The sequence below is a fragment of the Amycolatopsis cihanbeyliensis genome, from assembly GCF_006715045.1.
Lineage (GTDB): Bacteria > Actinomycetota > Actinomycetes > Mycobacteriales > Pseudonocardiaceae > Amycolatopsis > Amycolatopsis cihanbeyliensis.
Genome location: NZ_VFML01000001.1, coordinates 1,784,011 through 1,806,970, shown reverse-complemented (window position 1 = coordinate 1,806,970; position 22,960 = coordinate 1,784,011). Strand labels below are relative to the sequence as shown.

20 protein-coding genes are annotated in these 22,960 nt (G+C 70.9%); 7 read left to right on the top strand and 13 right to left on the bottom strand.

Annotated elements, in window-relative coordinates:
* The first annotated feature begins 11 nt into the window (after positions 1-11).
* Genes idi through FB471_RS07785 form a run of 3 tightly spaced genes read left to right on the top strand, consistent with a single transcriptional unit; the run spans position 12 to position 1,961 of the window.
* Positions 12-599: an isopentenyl-diphosphate Delta-isomerase gene (gene idi / locus FB471_RS07795; RefSeq protein ID WP_141996657.1), complete on the top strand. Its 588-nt coding sequence runs from the start codon at positions 12-14 to the stop codon at positions 597-599.
* A 37-nt stretch (positions 600-636) separates the two neighbouring features.
* Entirely contained in the window at positions 637-1,368 is a 732-nt protein-coding gene (locus FB471_RS07790; protein ID WP_141996656.1) for a DsbA family protein, read from the top strand.
* The gene (locus FB471_RS07785; RefSeq protein ID WP_141996655.1) at positions 1,365-1,961 is read left to right on the top strand and encodes a vitamin K epoxide reductase family protein; all 597 of its coding nucleotides are present in this window, start codon (positions 1,365-1,367) and stop codon (positions 1,959-1,961) included. Before FB471_RS07790 ends, FB471_RS07785 begins: the two co-directional genes overlap by 4 nt.
* 143 nt (positions 1,962-2,104) lie before the next feature.
* On the opposite strand, the gene FB471_RS07780 is transcribed toward FB471_RS07785, so the two are convergent.
* The 8 genes from FB471_RS07780 to FB471_RS07745 all read right to left on the bottom strand — a co-directional run bounded on the left by FB471_RS07780 (position 2,105) and on the right by FB471_RS07745 (position 13,019).
* Positions 2,105-3,823 carry a chitinase gene (locus FB471_RS07780; RefSeq protein ID WP_141996654.1) on the bottom strand — a complete coding sequence of 573 codons (1,719 nt, stop codon included), beginning with the start codon at positions 3,821-3,823 and terminating at the stop codon, positions 2,105-2,107.
* Between the two features lie 74 nt (positions 3,824-3,897).
* Entirely contained in the window at positions 3,898-5,553 is a 1,656-nt protein-coding gene (locus FB471_RS07775) for a GAF domain-containing sensor histidine kinase (RefSeq protein ID WP_141996653.1), read from the bottom strand.
* Complete coding sequence (locus FB471_RS07770; RefSeq protein WP_246076290.1) at positions 5,550-6,284, bottom strand: response regulator transcription factor; 735 nt, start codon at positions 6,282-6,284, stop codon at positions 5,550-5,552. The genes FB471_RS07775 and FB471_RS07770 overlap by 4 nt, the downstream gene beginning before the upstream one ends.
* 118 nt (positions 6,285-6,402) lie before the next feature.
* Complete coding sequence (locus tag FB471_RS07765; protein WP_141996652.1) at positions 6,403-7,701, bottom strand: hypothetical protein; 1,299 nt, start codon at positions 7,699-7,701, stop codon at positions 6,403-6,405.
* Positions 7,698-9,773 carry a glycosyltransferase gene (locus FB471_RS07760; RefSeq protein WP_141996651.1) on the bottom strand — a complete coding sequence of 692 codons (2,076 nt, stop codon included), beginning with the start codon at positions 9,771-9,773 and terminating at the stop codon, positions 7,698-7,700. The genes FB471_RS07765 and FB471_RS07760 overlap by 4 nt, the downstream gene beginning before the upstream one ends.
* An 8-nt stretch (positions 9,774-9,781) precedes the next feature.
* A complete protein-coding gene (locus FB471_RS07755; RefSeq protein WP_141996650.1) occupies positions 9,782-10,648 on the bottom strand; it encodes a WecB/TagA/CpsF family glycosyltransferase in 867 nt (288 codons plus the stop codon).
* A 158-nt stretch (positions 10,649-10,806) separates the two neighbouring features.
* Positions 10,807-11,790 carry a TolB-like translocation protein gene (locus tag FB471_RS07750; protein ID WP_141996649.1) on the bottom strand — a complete coding sequence of 328 codons (984 nt, stop codon included), beginning with the start codon at positions 11,788-11,790 and terminating at the stop codon, positions 10,807-10,809.
* Positions 11,787-13,019 (bottom strand): MFS transporter, encoded by a 1,233-nt coding sequence (locus FB471_RS07745; protein WP_141996648.1) that lies wholly within the window; start codon positions 13,017-13,019, stop codon positions 11,787-11,789. The genes FB471_RS07750 and FB471_RS07745 overlap by 4 nt, the downstream gene beginning before the upstream one ends.
* 187 nt (positions 13,020-13,206) lie before the next feature.
* On the opposite strand from FB471_RS07745, the gene FB471_RS07740 reads away from it, so the two are divergent.
* The 4 genes from FB471_RS07740 to FB471_RS07725 are packed head-to-tail and all read left to right on the top strand — an operon-like array spanning position 13,207 to position 18,092.
* Positions 13,207-13,989, top strand: a complete 783-nt coding sequence (locus tag FB471_RS07740) for a YveK family protein (protein ID WP_141996647.1) — start codon at positions 13,207-13,209, stop codon at positions 13,987-13,989.
* A gap of 10 nt (positions 13,990-13,999) precedes the next feature.
* Positions 14,000-15,367, top strand: coding sequence for an O-antigen ligase family protein (locus FB471_RS07735; RefSeq protein WP_141996646.1), 1,368 nt, complete (start codon positions 14,000-14,002; stop codon positions 15,365-15,367).
* Positions 15,364-16,647 (top strand): ArnT family glycosyltransferase, encoded by a 1,284-nt coding sequence (locus FB471_RS07730; protein WP_170220746.1) that lies wholly within the window; start codon positions 15,364-15,366, stop codon positions 16,645-16,647. Before FB471_RS07735 ends, FB471_RS07730 begins: the two co-directional genes overlap by 4 nt.
* Positions 16,644-18,092: a lipopolysaccharide biosynthesis protein gene (locus tag FB471_RS07725; protein ID WP_170220745.1), complete on the top strand. Its 1,449-nt coding sequence runs from the start codon at positions 16,644-16,646 to the stop codon at positions 18,090-18,092. The genes FB471_RS07730 and FB471_RS07725 overlap by 4 nt, the downstream gene beginning before the upstream one ends.
* Before the next feature lie 124 nt (positions 18,093-18,216).
* Here the strand turns inward: FB471_RS07725 and FB471_RS07720 are convergent, their stop codons facing one another.
* The 5 genes from FB471_RS07720 to FB471_RS07700 are packed head-to-tail and all read right to left on the bottom strand — an operon-like array spanning position 18,217 to position 22,958.
* Complete coding sequence (locus FB471_RS07720; RefSeq protein WP_141996643.1) at positions 18,217-18,795, bottom strand: acyltransferase; 579 nt, start codon at positions 18,793-18,795, stop codon at positions 18,217-18,219.
* Positions 18,792-19,916, bottom strand: coding sequence for a DegT/DnrJ/EryC1/StrS family aminotransferase (locus FB471_RS07715; protein ID WP_141996642.1), 1,125 nt, complete (start codon positions 19,914-19,916; stop codon positions 18,792-18,794). The genes FB471_RS07720 and FB471_RS07715 overlap by 4 nt, the downstream gene beginning before the upstream one ends.
* On the bottom strand, positions 19,913-21,172 hold the full coding sequence (locus tag FB471_RS07710) for a glycosyltransferase family 4 protein (RefSeq protein WP_141996641.1): 1,260 nt from the start codon (positions 21,170-21,172) through the stop codon (positions 19,913-19,915). The genes FB471_RS07715 and FB471_RS07710 overlap by 4 nt, the downstream gene beginning before the upstream one ends.
* Complete coding sequence (locus FB471_RS07705; protein ID WP_141996640.1) at positions 21,169-21,828, bottom strand: acetyltransferase; 660 nt, start codon at positions 21,826-21,828, stop codon at positions 21,169-21,171. Before FB471_RS07705 ends, FB471_RS07710 begins: the two co-directional genes overlap by 4 nt.
* A complete protein-coding gene (locus FB471_RS07700) occupies positions 21,825-22,958 on the bottom strand; it encodes a DegT/DnrJ/EryC1/StrS family aminotransferase (RefSeq protein WP_246076289.1) in 1,134 nt (377 codons plus the stop codon). Before FB471_RS07700 ends, FB471_RS07705 begins: the two co-directional genes overlap by 4 nt.
* Positions 22,959-22,960: the final 2 nt, after the last annotated feature.

Below are 22,960 nucleotides of genomic sequence, written 5' to 3'. Positions count from 1 at the left end.
GAGGTTCGCCGGTGAACGAGGAACGAGTGGTACTGGTGGACGAGGGGGGCCGGTACGCGGGCACCGCGGCCAAGGCGGCCGTGCACACCGCGGACACCCCGCTGCATCTCGCCTTCTCCTGCTATGTCTTCGACCCGGCGGGCCGGTTGCTGGTGACGCAGCGGGCGCACGGCAAGCGCACCTGGCCCGGGGTGTGGACCAACAGCTGCTGCGGGCACCCTGGTCCCGCCGAGGAACTACCCGAGGCCGTGCGCAGGCGGCTGTCCGAGGAGCTCGGTCTCACCGTGGACCGGCTCGACCTGGTCCTGCCCGACTTTCGTTACCGGGCCGTGATGGACAACGGTGTGGTGGAGAACGAGCTGTGCCCGGTCTTCCGTGCCACCACGGCGGGTGGGGCCGGCGAGCCCGATCCGGCCGAGGTGGCGGACACCCGGTGGGCGGTATGGGACACCTTCGCCGCCGATGTGCTGAGTGGGCAGGCCGAGGTCTCGCCATGGTGCCGGTGGCAGGTCGAGGAGCTGGACCGGCTGGGTTCGGACCCGGAGTCCTGGCCGGTCGCCGGGGAGCACGAGTTGCCACCGGCCGCGCGCCACCGCTAACCGTGATCCTACGAGGTCGGGTAGTAAGCTCTGGCCGATGCCGAAAGCGAACCAGAACCCGCTGGCCAAGCGCGGGTTGTCGAGCAACACCGTGTTGACCGCCCTCGTGCTGGTCGTGGCCGTGGTCGTGATCGGTGGGGTGCTGCTGTTCAAGGACGGCGACTCGGGTGCGGCCAAGGGCGATGTCCCGCCGGAGGTGTTGCGTCCCCCGGAGAGCCACACGCTGACCGAGGTGCAGGACAGCAAGGTCACGGTGGTGGAGTTCCTGGACTACCAGTGCCCTGCCTGCGCGCAGTACTACCGGAACATCACCAAGCAGATCGAGCAGGACTACGCCGACCGCATCACCTTCGTGGTCCGCAACTTCCCGCTGGACATGCACCCGCTCGCCAAGCCGGCGGCGCGGGCGGCCGAGGCCGCGGGCATGCAGGGCAAGTTCAACGAGATGTATCACGCCCTGTTCGACAACTACCAGTCCTGGGCGGTGGACGAGAGCGGCCAGACGAGTTCGGACCTGCAGCGCGCGCAGAGCCAGTTCGACGCGTTCGCCGAGCAGATCGGCCTCGACCTGGACCAGTTCCACAACGACATGGACTCGCAGGCGGTGCGGCAGCGCATCGAGAAGGACCAGGCGGACGGCGGCGAGGCCGGGGTGGACTCGACCCCCACGCTGTTCGTCAACGGCTCGAAATTCGAGCCGAGCGCCCAGTCCTATCAGGAGGTCGACAAGCAGCTCCGTAGCGAACTGGACGAAGCGCTCGACTCATGACCGGCGCCGAACCCGCACCGAGCACCCGAGGTCTGAGCTGGCTCTACCTGATCGGTGGCGCGATCGGCCTCGTCGCCTCCGCCGCGTTGACGATCGAGAAGATCGCCAAACTCGGTAACCCGGACTACATTCCGAGTTGCTCGTTCAACCCGGTGCTCTCCTGCGGCTCGGTGATGGACAGCCGGCAGGCCGCCGCTTTCGGCTTCCCCAACCCGCTGATCGGGATCGCCGCCTTCGCGGTGGTGGTCACGGTCGGCGTGGCGTCGCTGTCCGGTTTCCAGCCGCCGCGGTGGTTCCGGATCGGCATGCTCGTGGGCAGCACCTTCGGTGTGGTGTTCGTGCACTGGCTGGTCTACGCGAGCCTGTACGACATCGGAGCGCTGTGCCCGTACTGCATGGTGGTGTGGGCGGTGACCATCCCGATCTTCTGGTACACCACCTTGCACAACCTCACCCATGGCCACCTCTCGGCGGGCAGGCCGATCGCGACCGGGCTGGCCCGGTTCCACAGCCTGCTGCTGGTGCTGTGGTTCCTGGTGATCGTGGTGCTGATCCTGATCCGGTTCTGGAACTACTGGAGCACACTGCTGTAACGCGCTCAGCGGGCGCGTCCTTCGCCGAGGAGTGCCGAGGGACTTGCCGATTCGTCGCTGCCGGGTGGCGTCCGTTCTGGCGCCCTCCACCCGGAGGGCATGCCAGCTCCGCTTGCGGTGAACCTCATGGGAAGCACCCTCTCCTACGGCAGGCCGTCGAGGAAGGGGCGGTGGCTGCGCTGGAACTCCCAGTCGTAGTAGCGGTCCCAGTTGATCGACCAGGTCATCAGGCCGCGCAGAGCCGGGGAGGTACCGCCGCGCAGGGTGTAGCCGCCGCAGCTCTGCCCGCGGGTGAGGCAGTCCAGTGCCTGGTGCACCTGCGCCGGAGGGGTGTAGCCGTTCCCCGCGCTGACCGCGGCCGGCAGGCCGAACCCGATCTGGTCCGCTCGCAGCCCGGGGAAGGTGTGCCCGGTGTTCGCCACCGGGAAGCCCGCCTTGACCATATCGGTCATCGCGATGTGGAACCGCGCGTCGCCCATGTTGTGGTACTGGTTGTCCAGGCCCATCACCGGCCCGGAGTTGTAGTCCTGGACGTGCAGCACGGTGAGCTCGTCCCGGAGCGCGTGGATCACCGGCAGGTACGATCCGGTGCGGTTGTCCCCGGCACCGGTGCCACCGTAGAACTGGTAGCCGACCTGCACGAAGAAGGTTTCCGGCGCCATGGTCAGCACGAAGTCCCGGCCGTAGCGGTCGGTGAGGGTGCGCAGGGCCGAGATCAGGTTGACGATCACCGGTGTGGTCGGGTTGCGGAAGTCCGTGTCGCCCCGCTCGAGGTAGAGCGAGTGTCCCTCGAAGTCCACATCGAGCCCGTCCAGCCCGTACCGGTCGATGATCGCGGACACCGAGCTGACGAACTTCTCCCGCGCGGCCGCGGTGGTGAGCTGCACCTGGCCGTTCTGCCCGCCGATGGACAGCAGCACCTTCTTGCCCTGTGCCTGCTTGGCTCGGATCGCCGAGATGAACTCGGCCTCGGACTCCACGTTCGGGCACTCCGCGACCGGGCAGCGGTCGAACCGGATGTCACCGGAGGTCACCGAGGTCGGTTCGCCGAACGCCAGGTTGACGATGTCCCAGGAGTCCGGCACGTCGGCCATCCGCAGGTAGCCGGAGCCGTTGGCGAAGCTGGCGTGCAGGTACCCGATGAGTGCGTGCCGCGGCAACCCGGTGTCCGGGCAGCCCGTGGTGGTCGCGGTGACCGGTGCGCTCCGGGGGGACTCGCCGGACTCGTTGTGGGCGGTCACGGTGAAGGTCCGGGTGGTGCAGGACGGCAGCCCTTCGATCGTCACCGAGGTGCCGGTCGTCCTCGCCTCGACCGAGTTCTCCCGGTAGACCCGGTAGCCGGTGACCGTGCCGCCGGGGGAGTCCCAGGCGAGGGTGATGCTGCCGGAGGTGGTGCCGGTGACCCGTGGCGCGCCGGGCGCGTCCGGGGATCCGGGCTCACCGGGGCCGTCACCGCCGCAGTCCGCGCCGTTGAGCAGGCAGTCGGTGGGGCCGCCCGGTCCGGTGCCGAGGAACCCGAACGTCACCGCGGCGCCGGGGGCGACGGTGCCGTTGTACTCCCGGTTGGTGAAGACGTGGTGGTCGCCTTCGCTGCTGCGCAGGGAATCCCAGTGGCTACCGATGCTGGTGTTGGCCGGCAGGTCGAACTCGACCCGCCAGCCGGTGATCGGGCTCGTGCCGCCGTTGGTGATCGTGTACTTGCCTTCCCAGCTGGAGCCCCATTCGGAGACCTTGGCGAAGGTCGCGGTCTCCCCGGCGGCGTGGGCGGCGGGGGCAGCGGGGGCAGCGGGGGTCAGGAAGGCGAACCCGAGCAGTGCGGCTGCCACGCAGGCCACGAGGCGGCGAGCGAGGACGTGGGACATGACGGCCTCCCGAGGCGGTGGGCAGGGGGGCACCGCACTCTCCCGTATTGTCTAGACCAATCCTGCCGGATTGTCTAGATGGGGAGCTCGACTTCCGCGGTGGTGCCCACCCCCTCGCTGCTGCGGATGCGTAACCGCCCGCCCATCGCCTCGGTGAGTCCGCGGGCCAGCGGGAGGCCGAGACCCGCACCGGGGACACCACGGCGGTCGGCGTCGAGTCGCTGGAACGGGACGAACAGTCGTTGCTGGAGCTCGTGGTCGATCCCGGGGCCGCTGTCGATCACCTGGAGGAGGGCTCTGCCCTCCCCGCGGACCGTGCGCACCAGGACCTGGCCGCCCCGCTCGTTGTGCCGGATCGCGTTGGTCACCAGGTTGATCAGCACCTGGCGCAGCCTGCGCCGATCGGCGGGCACAGCGACGTCCGGTCCCCGCAGCCGCAGGTCGATCTGCTGGTTCGCCAGCGGCTCCAGCAGGGCGACGACCTCCTCGGCCAGCGGCCGCAGCCGAACCTGTTCCGACCGCACCTCGATCGCGCCCGCTTCCATCTTCGCGATATCCAGCACGTCGTCGGCCAGCGCGAGAATATGCTCGCCGGCCTCGGTGATCTGGCGCAGCGCCTCCTGGCGCCGCTCGGCGGTCAGGTCGAGCCGTCGCAACAGCTCGGCGAAGCCGGTGATCGCCTGCAGCGGCGTGCGGATCTCGTGCGAGAGCGAGGAGAGGAACTCCGACTTCGCGCGGCTGGAAGCCTCGGCGGCGTGCTGGGCGACCTCGGCCTCCCTGCGCGCCCTTCGTTCCGCCTCCGCCGCGCGCTGCTGGGTGAGGTCGAGCAGGTTGAGGCTCAGGTACATCGGCTGGCCGCCGGCCTCGTGCACGACCGAGGCGGTCGCGGCAACCACGAGTTCGGCGCCGTCCCCCGCCGTGCATACGGTCTCGAACTGGACGTTCTCGCAGGCGCCCCGCACCAGCGCGCGCAGGGCCCGGGCGGCGTCGTCCACTTTGTCCGCGCGTACCAGGCCGGTGATCGAAGCCCCGAGAAGATCCTTTTCGGACAGCCGGAGGAGCTGCCGCAACGCCCGGTTGACCTTGGTGAGCCTGCCGTCGAGGTCGGCGAGTGCCATGCCGACCGCGTTGTCCTCGAAGGCCCGCCGGAAGCGGGCCTCGCTCTCGGCCAGTGCGCCGTACAGGTTGGCGTGTTCGATCGCGACCGAGGCGAGATGGGCGAACCGGTCGACCAGCCGGGTCTCCCGCTCCGGAGGGGTGTGCGGCCGGCCGTGGTACACGGCGAAGGTGCCCAGCACCGCACCGTCCCGGCCGAAGATCGGTTGGGACCAGCACGAGCGCAGCCCGTCCCGCAGGGCGATATCGCGGATGCCCTCCCAGAGTGCGTCGGTCTCGATGTCCGCCACCACGATCCGGCTGCCGAGGTAGGCGGCGGTGCCGCAGGATCCGGCATCGGGTCCGATCGCGATGCTGTCGATGGAGTCCAGGTAGCGGGCGGGCAGCCCCGCGGCGGCCCCATGGTGGAGGGTGCCCCGCTTCGGGTCCAGCAACAGGATCGAGCAGCGGGCCCCGGGCAGCAGTTCGTCCAGCGCCACGGTCACGGCCCGCAGCACCTCCTCGAGCCCGGCGCTGGACGCGAGCAGGTCCAGTACCCGGGTCTGCCGTTCGAGCAGCCCCCGGTTGTCCGCGAGCGCCAGTTCCTCCTCGCCGATCGGCACGGTTTCGCTCATCCGGCGGGCTCCCAGCTGTAACCGACACCGCGTACCGTGCGTAACCAGTGTGGGCGCGCGGGGTCCACCCGTACCTTGTGCCGTAGCCGATGTATGTGCTCGGTGACCGTGGCCTCGGACTGCATACCCGGCGGTGCCTGCCATACCGCGCGCAACAACTGTTCGCGGGTGAACACCTGGCGTGGATGCCGGGCCAGGAAGGCGAGCAGGTCGAACTCCTTGCCGGTGAGCTCGACCGTCTCCCCGTTCACGGTGACCCGGTGGTGGATGGCATCCAGCCGCAGCCCCGGGGCCGCCGGGGCAGGGGTGCTACGACGCAGCACCGACCGTACCCGCGCGGCGAGTTCCTCGGGCGAGAACGGTTTCACCAGGTAGTCGTCCGCGCCGAGCTCGAGGCCGGTGATCCGTTCCTCCTCACCGTCGCGACCACTCAGCACGAGCACCGGCAACCGGGCCTGCCGCAGCAGATCGTCCCGCCGCACCAGGCGCAGCACGTCCAGACCGTCCAACTCGGGCAGGGACAGGTCGAGCACGACCAGATCGGGTGGCTGTGCGGCGATCTGGTCGGCGGCGGCCCGGCCGTTCCCGGCCTGGGTCACCATGAACCCGTCGGCCTCCAGTCGCCACATCACGACCGTGCGGACCCGCTCGTCGTCGTCGACGACGAGCACCCGGCGTTCGATCTGACCGGTCACCTCGGACTTCTCCCCGCACTCGAACTCTCCCCGCACTCGGGCTTTCCCAGCGCGGCGAGGCCCGCCGTGGACGTCGCACCCCATGCTGCCCGGCACGGACCGCACTGGCAACAGCACTCCGCGGATGGGCCGGTACGGCGTTTCCCGCGGGCGATCAGCCGGGAGCGACGCGGTAGATGTGGTAGGTGTGCTCGGCGTCGAAGGCGTCGGTGAGCGTACCGTCCACAATCTCGACCGCACGGTCCTCGAAGAGCACCTCCGCCCGCCGCGCGTCCAGGCCGGCGGGCAGGCGCAGCGTGTGCGTTCCCGCGGGCGTGCCCCGCCCCACCATGGCGAACACGTAGTAAGAGCCGTCGTGCCGCTTCAACATGGTGTCCATCCCCGGCGCGAACTCGTGCCGGAAGGACCGGGTGTTGAGCACCGGGGCCAGCTCGGTGATCCGGCGGTTCACCTCGGTCACCGCGGGCCGGATCTCCGCGCCACACGGGCCGCGCAGCACATGCTGGCTGATGCAGTCCCCGCCGAAGTTGTGGTTGAAGTAGATGATGCCCCGTGCCTCGTGGATCAGCGAGTTCATCACCGCACCGGCCAGCTCGGCCGGCTGGATGCGGGTGTCGAACTTCTCGAACGGGAGGCCGACCTCGACGAAGGCGTAGATCGGCTGCCGCTCGCCGTTCATCCCGTCCAGCTTCCTGATCCGGTCCATTGTAGACCCGTAGGACGCGGCGAACCGGCAGACATTCTCCGGGGTGCTGGACAACCCGCACATACCCTCGTCGGTGTACCAGTAGACGTCCAGTGAGGAGGCGTCGGTGTAGTCGAGGAAACGGGCCGCGAGGTCGTCCTCGATGAAGAAGCTCATCCCGAAACCGAAGTTGGCGTACCGGAGCCGCCCGTCGTCCGGTGGGAGCCGCTTCCGCAGCGTGTCCAGCACGGTGTAGCCGCACAACGCGGACTCGGGAACGCAGATCTGCCCCTGTCCCGGCGAGTTCCCCGTCCACGGGGCGTCGCCCTCGTGTGCCCACAGGTCCACCTCGTCGGTGAGCACCCAACCGACGGTTTCCTCGCCGTACCCAGGCAGTTGCGCGCTCGGCAACGCGAACATGCCGTTCTCCCTGATCAACGCGGGATCGCTGGAGGTGGTCAGCTCGAAGTAGGTGTTCAGGCCCGCGGCCCTGTCCAGGTCCACGTCCCGCTGGGAGGTGACCGCCTCGAACCAGACACCGATCGGGAAGAAACCGGGGTCGGTCCACCCCGCGGCCGCCGCGGCCGGGAAGGCCTCGTAGTAGGCGGGTCCGCCTTCCCACGGGACCCGGTCCAGCTCCGCCACCGCCGGCCGGGTGGCCGTCGCGGGCCGGTCCGGCACCGTGTCGTGGTCCAGCACCAGCGTGGCGACCAGCACCGGCACGGCCAGTGCGGCGCCGAGCAGGAGGGCCCGCCTGCGCCGGTTCATTCCGGCGACTCGGCCAGCGTCGTCAGTTCGGCGGCCCGGGAGGTCCAGGAGAACGGCAGCACCGAGGTCCGTAGCTGCTCGGGGGTGGCCGGCCCGCCCGTGGCCAGGCTGTCCCGAACGGCCTCGACGAACTCGGCGTGACCGGTCGCCGACCGGACCCGGTCGCGATAGCCGGACAGTTCGGCGAACTCCGTGCTCACCACCGGCAACCCGAGCGCGAGGTACTCCTTGAGCTTGATCGGGTTGGAATGCCGTATCCACGAATTGTTCAGCCATGGCATGATCGCTACGTCGAATCCGGAGCCGTATGCCGGAATCGTCTCGTACGGGCGAAACCCGAGCCAGTGCACGTTCGGGTACTTCTCGAACCGTTCCATCGGATGCGTGGAGTCACCGATCAGCACCAGCGCCGCTTCCGGCAGCTCGGCCGCGATCCGCTCCAGCAGGTCGAAGTCGACGAGGTAGTCGTCGAGCGCGCCGAAGAAACCGATCCGTGGCCCCGGGATCCCCCGCAGCTCCGCCGGCGGTTCGGTACCGGCCCTGAAGTGCTCGAGGTCCACCCCGTGGTCGAGGAAATGCGCCCGCTCGCCGGTCAGCTCGCGTTCCTCGTCCAGCAGGGCATGGCTGACGTACAGCACCCGGTCGGCATGCCGAAGCAGGTCACGTTCCAGGTTCTCGATGGTGGCACGGTCGGACTCGGGGAAGTCCGAGTGCCGGTCGGAGCGATTGAACACCAGCGACCGGCGCGGCATCGGTCGGACCACGTCCCAGGCCGTCGGAATGGTCACCATGATCACCGGTTTGCCGAGCCGGAGCAGGGCGCATACCACCCGCACCTGCGTCCTGATCAGCACCGCGTTCACCCGGCGCAGCCACGGTGAGCCGTAGAACGGCAGCGGGAGCGGGGACATCACGTGGAAGTTCGGCAGGTCCGGCAGCGGGCGGCGGACCAGCATCGCCACGCTGCGCAGTTTGCGCAGGATGCGGCGGAGCACCTGGGTGCTGCGCCCGGGTACCGGCATCCGCATCCCGATGCTGTTCACCACCAGCACCGGGCGTCGCCGCGCGACCGTGCGCATCAGCTGGAAGTCCGAATGCGCCCGGTTGTGGTACCACCAGTCCTGCGCCGAGAAGCACAGGTAGCCCTGCTCGGTACCGGGTGGGGTGGGCCAGCGGCGCGGGAACAGCAGCGCGCGCAACGCGTGCCGGTGCCGTGCCCCGGACGGCCCGCGGCGCAGCAGCGCCCTCGGCAGCTCGTTCAGCAGCACGGCGAACCACATGGTGAGCGCGGCGAGGCGGCCGTCCCGCTCCCTGCGCAGCCGTACCCGGTTGGTCGCGGCCAGCGCCCACAACCGGGCGGAGCTGCCCTGCTCCCCGCCGAGGTGCGTGGCGGTGGCGGCAGGCTCGTACCGGACCTCGAAGCCGGCCCGGCCCGCGCGCAGCATGTACTCGGTCTCCTCGGAGTACAGGAAGTAGCGCTCGTCCAACCGTCCGACGGTGTCGATGCAGTCCCGGGAGACCAGCCAGGCCGCGCCGGTCGCCCAGTCGACCGGGCCCGGCCGCGTGTACGTACGGTCGTCGACGACCAACTCGCCGAGCGCGGGGACGCGACCGGCTCGGTGGCCGCCGAGCACGGCCTCGCCGAGCGCGCGCATCGTGGTGGGGCGCCTGCGCAGGGACGGCTGCCGGTTGCCGTCGGCGTCCAGTAGTCGCGGCACCGCGATTCCGGCGCCGGACCGCACCAGGGCCGACCGCAGCGCGTCGACGCTGCCAGGCCGCAACCGGATGTCCGGGTTCAGCACCAGTATGTCGCACCCCGGCGCGGCCTCGATCCCGGCGTTCACCCCCGCCGCGAACCCGTGGTTGCCGCCCGTGGAGAGCACCATCGCCTCCGGGTCGGTCCTGGCCACCACGGCAAGGGTGTCGTCACCGGAGGCGTTGTCCACCACGAGCAGGCGCGCGAGGTGCGGCCCGGTCGCCATGACCACCGAGCGCAGGCAGCCCTCGATCACCCCCGCGCTGTTGTGCGTGACGATCACGACGGCGAGCGGACGGGCGGTGGTCTGCGACATCGGGTGGTTCACGACTCCTGCACGGACGGTACGGACTTCAGGCGACGGAAGCGGGCCGGTTGCGGATCGACGCGCGTCGCGGCCCGGCGCAGCAACGCCCCGGTGAGCAGCCTGGCGGCGAACGGAGCGTCGTCGCGCAGGTAGCGGCCGGCGAGCCGGCGTGGCTCGAGCGCGAGCCGGTGCACCCATTCCGCCCCGATGCGCTGCGCCAGCTCGGGTGCGCGCCGGAACTGCCCCGCCGCCATCGGGATCCCGGCACCGCAGCCCAGGTACCAGGCATCCGGCAACGTCGCCCGCAACCGCCGGATGGTGCGTTCCTGCTTGGGGAAACCGAGCCCGGCCAGCACCAGGTCCGGCTGTGCCCGGACGACCTTGTGCACCACGTCGGCCATGCCGTCCGCGGTGCGGTCGAAGCCCGGCGGGGGCGAGTGGGTGCCGGCGATCAGCAGTCCCGGATAGCGGTCGGCGAGCGCCCTGGCGGCGGCCTCCGGCACCCCGGGCTCGCCGCCGAGCAGGTACACCGAGCGTCCCGCGCGGGCGGCCGCCTCGGTGAGGGAGAAAACCAGCGCGGAACCGGTGACCCGTTCCGGCACCGGGTGACCCGCGAGCCGCGCAGCCCACACGATCGGCATGCCATCGGCGACCACCAGATCGGCCTCGGCGAGCAGGGCGGCCGCCTCGGCGTCCCGGGCCGCGGCCCGCGCGATATCCACGTTCGCGGTGGCGATCCAGCCACCGGTGTGGCGAGACCAGGCTCGTTCGACCAACCGGACGACCGCCGCCTCGGGCAGTGGCGCCACGTCGATCGGGCCAACCCGTACGGTGCGCGGCGGGGCCTCGTGCACCACCGTGACCACCGATCTGTCCTCGCTCATCATGTCCCCTCGGTCCGACGTGACCAGTCTCGTTGAGTATCGAGTCCTGCGCGAAAGAGCGTTGTGCGATCCGGGACGGCGACGTCCACCCTTTGAAAATGTCGTCCCGGGTCCGGAAACGTTACAGCGGCCCGGTGCGTGCGTTGGGCGATTTTGCCTTAACGGAGGGGAACCGGTGAGGCGGCTTCCTCGATCAATACCGCCTGCGGTGCCGATCCGTCGGCGGGCACGGTGAATATCGTCGATTTTTTACCCGAATCGGGTGTTCCCCCGTATGCCAGGTTATCGGCGTTCAGCCACACCGCCTGATCATCGATCCCCGCGGTGTCCCGCAGCACCCGCTCCTCGTGCGTACGCAGGTCGAGGACCGCGAGTGCCCAGGGGCCGAGCCTGCCGGTCCGTTTCTTGTAGGCAATTCTGCCGCCATCGGGTGAAAGCGAGGGACATTCGGCCCCTTGCCGCACGCCCCGCATCGTCCTGGCCGTCAGATCGCCTTTTACCAACCAGGTTCGATTTTGGGAAGCCAGCGTCGCGTAGAACGTTCGGTCGTCCGCGGCCACCGTGACGCCCCAAAAATTTCGGTCCACGGCCACCATTGGTTCACCGTTCACCGTGGTGGTGAACTCCTCCAGCGACTCCACCAGCGCACCGGTGCGCAGGTCCAGTATCCCGGTCCGGGTGGAGAAGCCGCCCGGGGTCAGGTACGAGTCGCCGGTCACGAATGTCGTCCACGAAACGACGTTGCCGGATTCCGACACGCGGGCGCGGTTGGGAACTCCCGGCAGGCCGATCGTGCGGATCACCTGGTTACCGGAGTCGAGCACCGCGGCCTCGTAGTTCGGTCCCGGCCCGGCCAGCCGGAGGCAGACCGTCGTCCCGCTCGCCGAGTACACTCGCTGGCAGCGCAGTTCGGTGGCGGCCGAAGGCGCGTCCGGCCGGTCGAGCCGGGTCTTGCGGACCCGGTCCCTGCCGCCGGCGAGGTCGACGTACAGCAGGTCGCCGCGCGCGATCGGGCCGGCCGAAGCCGGTTCCTCCGGTCCGCCCAACGCGGTGCCGACCACGTAACCGCCGCCCGCCAGCACCACGAGCACGATCGACACCACGCCCAGCGCGACCCGGTGCGCCTGCAACCATTTCCTCACGAATCACCCTTTCGCCCGACCAGCACCGCGGCGCCGGTGAGTGCGAGCACGAAGGCGGTGAGCACGACCAGCACCGCCGAGCCCACGGAGACGGCGGCGAGCAGCACGCCGAAGAGCACCGAGGACAGCAGCCGGGCCAGTGCCTGCCCTGTCTGCACCACGGCGAGCCCGCTCGCGCGCAACCGCCGCGGCACCAGCGGCCCCGCGTACGCCATCAGCACACCGTCCGTGGCGGCATAGAACAAGCCGTGCAGGACCAGCGCGGCGACCAGCACCGGGTAGCCCCCGCCGTCCGGGAGCAGCATCAGGTAGACGCCGAGCAGCGCGACGTGCCCGGCGAAGAACACCGGCCAACGGCCGATCCGATCGGAGAGCAGGCCCAGTGGCGTCGCCGCGAGCAGGAACACCAGTGCCGTGCCGAGTGGCAGCAGCGGAAGCACCTCGAACGGCACGCCGGTGGTGCGTTGCAGCACCAGGTAGACGAAGGCGTCGCTCACGGTCACCAGGCCCAGCGCGCCCGCGGCGAGGGTGATCCGCCTGATCCTGCGGTCCGCCAGCAACGCCAAGCAGGCGCGTGGCGACACCGGTGCCTCGGTACGTCGTGGCTCCGGGGCACGTTCCCGGACGAACGCGGCCAGCACGATCAGGCCCAGCGCGGCGAAGCAGAAGCTGACCACGAACACCGGCGAGGAGCGGCTGCCGAGTTCGTGCAGGATCCAGAAAGTGACCAACGGGCCGAGCAGTGCGCCCACCGTGTCCATGGATCGGTGCACGCCGAACGCCCTGCCGAGCCGGTCCGGCGGGGTGGCCAGGGAGATGAGCGCGTCCCGCGGCGCGGTCCGCAGCCCCTTGCCGGCGCGGTCGGTGGCGAGTACCGCGCCGATCCCGAACCCGGACGCACCGACCATCGGGAACGCCAGCTTGGCCACGGCTGACGTACCGTAACCGGTCAGTGCCACCAGTTTGGGCCTGCGCCACCGGTCGGCGACATAGCCACCGACCAGCCGCAGCATGGCGGTCGCGCCGTTGTACAACCCGTCCAGGAATCCGAATTGGACATAGGAAAGCTGCAAGGTGTAGATCAGGTAAACCGGCATGAACGCCGTGATCATCTCGGCGGAGATGTCGGTGAGCAGGCTGACCGTGCCCAACGCGAACACCGCGCCCGGCAGCTTTCCGCGGCCCCTGTGCTGCTGGGCGGTGTCCGGCCTCGACCGGGTCAGGTACATTCGGCGGGCCCCTTCACGTGCTCGGCGGGCCGCGGCGTGCCCGTGGAGACGGTATCGCCGTGCCGCTGTTGGTGTTACCTCGTTTTGGCAACAGGGCGTAACGATTCAGTCGAGACGCCGATTGCCCTGCCGAGGGGCGAACCTCGTCAGCCCGCCCGAGACCCCTGCACTGATCGGAGTAGCGTCGTTGGACTTCTGGAGCACGCTGCGCGTCCTGTTGCGCCGGTGGTATGTCGCGGTTCCGGTTTTCGCGGCGGCGCTCGGCCTCGCCGGCGTGGCGTATGTCTCGGTCGACCCGCAGTACGAGTCCACCGGTACGATCGTGCTCACCGCGCCTTCTTCCGGCGCCAGGGTCACCGTCGGCGAGCCCACCCCCGCCGAGAGGATCAACCCGTTGCTCGCCTTCGATGCCAGCCTCACCACGAGCGCGCAGATCCTGATCGAGACCCTGCGTGACCCGGCGACCGTCGAGCGGTTCACCGGTGACAGCGAGGACGCGCTCAGCTACGAGGTCGGTAACGGTCAGCTGTCCGGGCCGTTCATCGTGGTGGTGGCCACCAGCCGGACACCGGAGGGTTCCACCCGCACGGTGGCCGAGGTGCTGGACCGCGCACGCGAGGAGTTGCGTAGCAGGCAGGAGACCCTCGAAGCCCCGGAGTCCACCTACATCCGTTCCGAACCGGTGATCAGTCCGACCCCGGCGGAGGAGCTCGTCGGCGGAAAGTTCCGATTCGCCGCGGTCGCCCTGTTTCTCGGGTTGATCGCGGGGCTGACCGCGGCCTACGGGTACGAGAGTTACCAACAGCACCGGCGCCGCCGTGGCTCATCGACCACAAAGGACCGTTCCACGAAGGCGGCGGCGGGGAAGGCTCCGGACGGCGACGAACGGGGGAACGGCGAGGCGACGGTGACCATGCGGTCGGTGCCCGGGACCTCCAGGCCCACCCCCGGCGACGGCAACCCGCAGTAGGGCGGTCACGATGGCTGTCCGGGATCCCCGGAGCGCGGCACAGCGCGCGGACGGCGCCACCCTGGTCTGCCTCTACGCCGCGGTGGCCCTGCTGGTCCCGGCCCGGCTCGTCCTGTCCGGCATCCCGATGTCGATCACGCCGGCCACCGTGTGCGGGCTCGGCCTCGGGTTGTTGTGGTTCTGCGGCCACCTGGTCACCACGCTGAACACCGCGAAGGGGCGCAACGCCGCCCGTACCGCGCTGTTCCTGTTCATCGTGAGCCAGCTCGCCACCTACGGCTACGCCACCATGCACTACCTTCCGGCCGACGAGCTGGACAGCGCCGACCGCACGATCGTGCTGATGATGGGCGCGTCGATGGCCGGCTTGGCCGCCTGCGACGGGATCCGCGGGCTGGCCCGGCTGGAACTGGTGCTGAAGGCGATCCTCGGGTTGATCACCGTGGTGGCGGCGATCGGGATCCTGCAGTTCCTCGCCGGGATCGACCTGACCCAGTACCTGAACCTGCCGGGGTTGCAGGCGGTGACCCCGGACGACTTCGTGCTCGAGCGCGCCGACCTGCGCCGCCCCGCCGGCACCACCGGTCACCCGATCGAGTTCGGGGTGGTGTGCGCGGTCGGGATGCCGCTGGCCGCGCACTACGCGTTCACCGCGCAGGCCCGGCACACCTCCGCGTGGCGCTGGTGGGTCTGCCTCGCCCTCACCTCCTGCGGCGCGATGATGTCCCTGTCCCGCTCGGCCATGCTCGGCCTTGCGCTCGCGGCGATCGTGTTGCTGATCGGCTGGCCGCGGAAGCGGCGGATTCAGGCGCTCGTCGTGGGTACCGCCTTCGTCGTGCTGATGCGCTTCCTGGTGCCGGGGCTGATGGGCACCCTGTACGGGCTGTTCGCCGAGATCGGCAACGACAGCAGCATCACCGCCCGCACCGACGACTACGCGGTGGCGGCCGTGCAGATCGCGGAACATCCGCTGCTGGGCCGGGGCCTGGGTACCTACCTGCCGAGCAAGTACGGGCCACTGGACAACCAGTACCTCGGGACACTGGTACAGAACGGCTTCGTCGGGTTGTTCGCGTTGCTGGGGGTCTTCGTGGTCGGTGCCTACGCCGCGTTGCGGGCCCGCGGGACGAGCCGCAACCCCCATGTGCGCGACCTGGCGCTGACCCTGGTCGCCTCGCTGTCGGTGCTCGCGCTGGGCGCGGCGACCTTCGACCTGCTCGCCTTCCCGATGGCCACCACGCTGGCCTTCCTGCTGTGCGGCGCGGCGGGCGCGTTGCTGCGGGCGGTACGGCAGGAACACGTGGCCGCCGGCGTCGACCCGCCGACGGTCCGGGTCGCGCTCAGCAGGCTGATGCCGGGAAGGGGCGGACCGGAGTGAGCGGCGAGATCACCTTACCGGCACCGGGCAGGGCGGCCCGGCTGCTGCGCCTGCTGGACGCCTACGCGCACCGGATCGCGCTGGCCGCCGTACTGGTGAGCCTACTGGTGGCCGGTGGCTATGCCGTCCACCTCGGCGAGGCGCTGCGTTACCTCGACGAGGAGGTGTACGTCCGGCTCGCGGAGTCCGTCGTGGCCGGGCTCGGGTACAGCGCGGACGGGGTACAGCCCACCGCCTACCGCCCGCCGGGCTACCCGTTCCTGCTGGTGCCGGTGCACTGGGTCACCGGCGGCAGCGTGCTGGCCATGCGGTTCGTCGGGGTGCTGGCGTTGGCCGGCTGCGTGTGGTTGGCCTACCGGTTGGGCACCAGGGTGAGCAGGCCGGCCACCGGCGCGCTGGCCGCCGCCTGCACCGCGGGTTACCCGCTGCTGGTCTACACCGCGACCACGCTGTACCCGCAGGTTCCCGCGTTGCTGCTGCTGCTGGCGATGCTGGAGTTCGGGCCGCGTGCCCTGGAAAGGACCGGCGCCTGCCGGATCTGCTACCTGCTCCTCGCCGGGTTCGCCGGCGGGCTGCTGTCGATCACCGTGCCCAACTTCGCCCCCTCGGTACTGATCATCGTGTGCTGGCTCGCCCTGCGGCATCGCCGGACGGCGCTGCGGTTCCCCGCGATGCGGGTGGCAGCGGGCATGCTGGCGGTGGTCGCGGTGCTGCCCGCGGCATGGTGCGTGCGCAACGCGCTGGCGCTGAACGCCTTCGTCCCGGTCTCCACCAACGACGGGATCAACCTGCTGCTGGGCAACAGCGAGCACGCGACCCCGGGCAGCGGGACCGATGTGGACATTTCCGACCACGCGAGGCGGGCCGAGGAACTCGGGCTGGACGAGGTCGGCATCAACGACTACTTCAAGGACAGCGCGATCGACTGGATCACCGAGCATCCAGGGGACGCGGCCGTGCTGTACCTGGGAAAGGTGGCGAACAACTTCGCCTTCAGCAGTGAGGTGGCCACCTCGGGCCAGGGCGGGAGCGCGGCGGACCTGGTGCTGGCCGCCACCTACTACCCGGTGCTGGCGCTGGCGGTGTGGCGGGTGCTCGATGCCCGCCGCCGCCCGCTGGCGGCGGGGGAGAAGCTGGCCGCGGTGCTCATTCTGCTGAACGTGCTGCTGCTCGCGGTGTTCTTCACCCGGCTACGGTTCCGGGTTCCGCTGGACGGGTTGACCATCCTGCTCGCCGCCTCCGCGGTGACCAGTCTGCTGCGTGGAAGGGCGAGGTCGTGACCGCCGGGACCGAAGCGGACCCCGCCGAGCAGGCACCGTCCGGGCGGGCGCCGATCCGCAAGGCGCTGAGCCTGAGCGCGCTGAACACGGTGATCGGCAAGCTCGGCACCTTCCTCACCGGGGTCGTACTGGCCCGGCTGCTGACCCCGGAGGATTTCGGCGTCTACGCGGTCGCGCTGGTGGCGCTGACCGCGGTGCTGGCGCTGAACGAGCTCGGGGTCAGCCTGGCGCTGGTGCGTTGGCCCGGGGACCCGATGCGGATCGCACCGACGGTCACCACGATCTCGCTGGTCTCCAGCGGGTTGATGTACCTCGCCTGCTTCTTCGGTGCGCCGCTGTTCGCCAGCGCGCTGGAGGCACCGGAGGCCACCGGGGTGATCCGGCTGCTGTGCGTGCTGGTGCTGATCGACGGCCTCACCGCGACCCCGGAACAACTGGTGAACCGGCAATTCCGCCAGGGCGTGCGGCTACTGGTCGACCTCGCCAACCTGGTGATCACCACCGGGGTCACGGTCGGCCTCGCGGCGGCCGGCCACGGTCCGTGGAGCCTTGCCTGGGGCCAGCTTGTCGGCAACGTCCTTTCCGCGCTGGTGCTGTTCCGCCTGGCCGGGGTGTGGCCACGACCCGGCTTCGACCGCCGCTACGCACTCCAGTTACTGCGCTTCGGCCTGCCGCTGGCCGGGGCGAGCCTGCTGGTGTTCGGCATGCTGAACATCGACTACGTGGTGACCGGGCGGGTACTCGGGGCCGCGGCGCTCGGCCTGTACCTGCAGGCCTTCAACCTGGCGAGCTGGCCGGTCAACGTGTTCTCCCTGGTGGTGCGCAGGGTGTCCCTTGCGGCCTTCGCGCGAGTGCAGGAGGATCCCGCGCAGCGGCAGGCCACCCTGGGCAGGATGGCGATGTTGCTCGCCGTGCCGACCCTGCCCGCCTGCGTGGTGCTCGGGCTGCTCGCCTTACCACTGGTGACCACCGTGTACGGGCAGCCGTGGGCGGGTTCGGCCGCGGCCCTGCAGTTCCTCGCGATCCTCGCCGCGGTCAGGGTTTTCGGCGAGCTCTACTACGACTTCCTCGTCGCGCTGGGCAAGTCGCGCACGACCATGTGGCTGCAGGGTGGTTGGCTGCTCGCCCTCGGCGCGGCCCTGCCGGTGGGTGCCCTGCTCGGCGGGATCCAAGGGGTGGCGCTGGCGCACGCCGGGGTGGCCCTGCTGCTGGTGCTGCCGGTCTACACCCTGGTGGTCACCCGCACCGGGATCTCGGTGCGGGTACTCGCGGTCTCGATCGCACGTCCCGCGTCCGGCGCGCTCGCCGTCGCGGCGGTGCTGGTGGTGCTGCGCTTCCTGCTCGAACCCTCGTGGGTGCTGCTGGTCGCCGGGCTCGGCCTGAGCGCGCTGGTGTACCTGCCGTTCGTCTGGCCGCTGCGCAAGAAACTCCGCGAGTTCGGCTAGCACGCCATCCCACCCAAGCCCCAGAAGCCCTGAACGTGGCGTTCGAGACGTTAGATGTCTCAAAAGTGCCGTTCGCAACGCCTGACGTCCGCAAAGCCACGTTCAGGGCATTCCCGCGTCGCGGTCAGGAGTTATCGGGCACCAGGCCGGTTTCGGTGCGGGCATAGCAGGTCCCGCATTCGGCGCAGCGCAACCCCTCGTCGAGGCGGAGCCCGCAGCGGCATACCCAGCCCTTGTGCCGTGCCGGGTTGCCCGCGACGAAGGCGTGCGCGGGAACCGGTGCGGTCACCACCGATCCCGCCGCGGCGAAGGCGTACTCGCCGATCTCGATCCCGCATACGACAACGGTTCCGGCGCCGAGCGAGGCTCCCCGGCGGACCACAGTGGACACGAGCTCGTCCGGCCCCTTACGGACGTGCGCGCGCGGACGCAGGTCGTTGGTGAACAGCACGTTCGGCCCGAGGAACACCTCGTCCTCGCAGGTCACCCCGGCGAACACCAGGGTGCCGTTCTTCACGGTCACCCGGTCGCCGAGTACCGCGTCGTTCTCGACGAAGGCACCGTCGCAGATGTTGCAGTCCTGCCCGATCCGCGCGCCGGGCAGGACGTGCGCGAACGCCCACACCCGGGTGCCCGCGCCGACCTCCGCGCTCTCGCACAACCCGTGCGGGTGCACCCGCACTCCGGTCGCCACCCTGGTCACGATGTCTCCTCCAGCGCTTCGCCCAGTACCTCGACCACCCGTTCCTGCTGTGTCCCGGTGATTTCCGGGAACAACGGAAGGGAGAGCAACTTGCCGGCCAGGCGCTCGGCGACCGGGAAGTCCCCCTCGCCGTGGCCGAGCCCGCCGAACGCCCCGGTCAGGTGCAGCGGCGTGGGGTAGTGGACGCCCGCACCGATGCCCTCGGCACGCAGCAGCTCCAGCACCCGGTCGCGAGCGGGCACGCGGACCACGTACAGATGCCACACCGGTTCGTTGCCTTCCAGCACCACCGGCCCGCGCACCGCGGGCAGCCGGCTCAGCAGCCGCGCGTAGCGGGCCGCCGCGGTCCGGCGCGCGGCGTTCCAGTGGGACAGCCTGCGCAACTTCGCCGAGAGCACCACCGCCTGCAGGGTGTCCAGCCTGCTGTTGAAACCGAGCTCGGTGTGCTCGTACTTGCGCGGCGAGCCGTGCTCGCGCAGCAGCCGGACCCGGCGCGCCAGCTCGGGATCGCCGGTGAGCACCGCACCGCCGTCGCCGTAGGCGCCGAGGTTCTTGCCGGGGTAGAAGCTGGTCGCCGCCACGTCGCCGAGCCCGCCGGCGCACACCCCGTGCCGGCGTGCCCCCTGCGCCTGCGCGGCGTCCTCCACGACGGCGGCGCCCGCCGCCCGGGCCAGCGGCCGGATCAGTTCCACCGGCGCGGTCTGGCCGTACAGGTGGACCGGGATGACCGCGCGGGTGCGCGGGCCGAGTGCCCCGGCGAGTGCGTGCACATCGATCAGCCCGGTGTCCGCTTCGCAGTCGACGAGCACCGGACGCCCTCCCGCGCGGACCACGGCCTCGGCGGTCGCGACGAAGGTGTTCGCCGGCAGCACGCATTCGTCGCGGTCGCTGCCGTGTTCCAGGCCGAGGGCACGCAGCGCCAGTTCGAGCGCGTCGGTGCCGCTACCGACACCGACGCAGTGCCGTACCCCGGAGTACTCGGCGAACTCCGCCTCGAACGTGGCCACCTGCGGACCGCCGATGAACGCGGTCGACTTGAGCACGTCCGCCCAGCCCGCGTCGACCTCCTCGGCGACCTGCTCGTGCTGCGCGCCGAGGTCGACAAGTGGTATGCCGGTCATCCTGCCTCCTTCTGGGCCGGCGGGGTGGCCAGCACCGGTGTGGCGTTCGCGTCGTCGGTCCGGACCGTGCCGCGCAACCCCTGGTACTTGCGGGTGATCTTGTAGCGAAGCAGGGCGGCCGCCGAGTGCGCCGCGTCTCCCGCCCGCCGCGGGCGGGGGACCGGATCGGTCAGCGCGGCCCGGTACTCGCTCTCCAGCAGCGTGGCGGCGCGGCGCAGGCTGAACCGCCGCAACACGAGCTCGCGCGCGTAGCGGCCGAGCTCGGTGCGCCTGCCCGGCTCGGTGAGCAACTCGTCCAGCGCGTCCCGCAGCGCGGGCACCCCGCTGCCCCGGGAGCCGGGGCCCTGCCCGTACCAGCCGGCCCGCAGGAAGGCGTCCGCGGAGTCCGGGGTGAGCAACTCGCTGTACCCCTGCTCGCCGATGACCACCAGCGGCTTGCCGAAGGACATGCCGCGTAGCGCGGAGCCACCCTGCCCGACGAGGATGTCCGCGGCCGCGTACGCGGGACGGGGGTCGGCGATCTCGCCGGTCAGCGTGACCACGCGGGCCCCGGCCGCGGCGTTGGCGCGTTCCGCGCTGGCCGCCACCTCGTCCCTGCTCCGCCCTTCGCCGACGATGACGAGCTGTACCCCGCGGCCGTTCCTGGCGAGCTCGCCGACCGCGTCGCAGGCGGCGAGCAGCCCTTCCAGCTTGAGCTCGGGCACCAGCCGGCACACCATCGCCACCAGCGGAACCCGGGGGGCGAGGCCGTGTTCGGCGCGGAAGGCGGTGCCGTCCACGCCCGGATGATCGGTGTCGGTGTCCACCGGTGGTTCGAGCAGCCCGACCCGCCGGTGCCCCGCGGCGACGGCGGCCTTCCTGATCTGCTCGGTTCCGACCAGCAGCGGCACCGTGCGCGGGAAGAACGGCACCACCGACATGGACATCACGCTGCCCACCACGGCCGCCCGCCGGTGCAGGCAGGAGCCGGCGAATGCCTCCAGCACCGGCGGCCACTCGTGCCCGTGCACCACGTCGATGTCGCGCGCGGCGACCACCCTGGCCAGCCGGCCGGCGACGGCGGGGGACGGGCGCCGGCGCTCGGCGGGGATCGGGACGTGCGGCAGGCCGAGCTCGTGCACGGTCCGTACCAGCGGGCCGGGCTCGGACAGCACGGTGACCCGGTGCCCGAGGTCACGCACCGCGCCGGCCAGTTGTACCGCGTTGAGCTGCGATCCGCCGATCTCCATCGCGTGCGGGTACACCAGGATTCTCATCGCACTTGTCCGTTGTTGGTGGGCAGGGGCCGAGCGGGGTTGCCCGCCCAGGTCTGGCCCGGTGGGACGTCGGTCAGCACCACCGATCCCATGCCGATCACGGCGGCCTCGCCGACGCTGATGTACTCCTTGAGCACGGCGCACTGACCCACGTACCCAGACTGTCCTAATCGGACACCACCGGCGAGGGTTGCGCGCCCTGCCAGGGTGACGAAGTCGCCGACCTCGTCGTCGTGGGTGAGCAGGACATGTGGCATGGCGACCACGTGCGCGCCGATCCGCTGCGGCGCGGTGACCACCGTGCCGGCCAGCAGCAGCGTCCCGACGCCGATCTCGACCCCCGGCGCGAGGGAGCAGCCGGGATGCACCACTGTCGCCCACCGCTGCGGCGGCAGGTCCAGCCGCCGTACCAGCTCGGCCCTGCCGCGCGGTCGCCGCACGCCCGCGACGCAGGCGAGTACGGCGGCCTCCGGGTGGTCGTGCACGAGCTCGGTGCCGCCGAGCACCGGCAGCCCGTCCAGCTCGGTCCCGTGCCGCGCCGGATCGTCGTCCAGCGCGCCCAGCGCCAGCCATTGCTCGGGCAGCGCCCGTACCGCCGCCAGCGCCTCCCTGGCCAGTCCGCCGGCGCCCACCAGCAGCAGCGGTCGCGGGGTCATCGGGTGAGTGCCGGGTCGACGGCGCGGGCCAGCACGTCCGCGACGTGCCGTTGCTCCTGCTCGGACAGCTCGTGGTGCAGCGGAAGGATCACCGAGCCGCGGGCCAGTCGCTCGGTCACCGGCAGCGGAACGTGCGGATGCCCGGCGTAGGCGGGCTCGAGGTGCGCGGCCATGATCCCGCGCCGCGCGGACACCCCCTCGGCGGCCAGCAGGGCCAGCAACTCGCCCTGCCGTACCGGCGCGTCCTCGCTCACCCGTACCCAGAAGCTCTGGTAGTTCGTCCTGCCGTACTCCGGATCCCGCACCGGTCGCACCCCGGGCAGCCCGGCCAGCAACTCGTGGTACCGGGCGGCGAGCTCCCTGCGCCGCGCGACCATGGCCGCCAGCCTGCCGAGCTGCACCAGGCCGAGCGCGGCCTGGATGTCGGTCATCCGGTAGTTGAACCCCGGTTCGAGATACTCCTCCACGATCGCCACCTCGGCGGCATGCCGGTCCGCGGCCGAGACGCTCATCCCGTGCTCGCGCAGCCTGCGCAGCCGCGCGGCCAGCTCCGCGTCATCGGTCGTGAGCATCCCGCCCTCGCCGGTGGTCAGCAGCTTGCGCGGGTGGAAGGACCAGGCCGCCATCGGCGCACCCTGCCCGACCGGACGGTCCCGGTAGACCGACCCCACCGCGCAGGCCGCGTCCTCCACCACCGGGACATCCCCGCAGGCGGCCCGCAGCGCGTCCACGTCGGCTGGCAGGCCGCCCTGGTGCACGACCAGCACCGCACGGGTGCGGCCGGTCAGCACGGCGGCGACGGACTCCGGGGTCAGGTTGCCGGTCTCCTCGTCCACATCGGCGAACACCGGGGTCGCACCGCAGTAGCGCACCGCGTTCGCGGTCGCGATGAAGCTGAACGAGGGCACCACGACCTCGTCGGCCGGGCCGACACCCAGCGCGTGCAGCGCCAGGTGCAGCGCGGTGGTGCAGGAGGAGACGGCCACCCCGTGCCGGGCGCCGACCCGCGCCGCGAACTCCGTCTCGAAGGACGACACCCGGGGCCCCTGCGCCACCCAGCCGGAACGCACCACGTCGGCGACGGCCTGCGCCTCCTCCTCGCCCAGCACCGGTCGCATCACCGGAATCACGT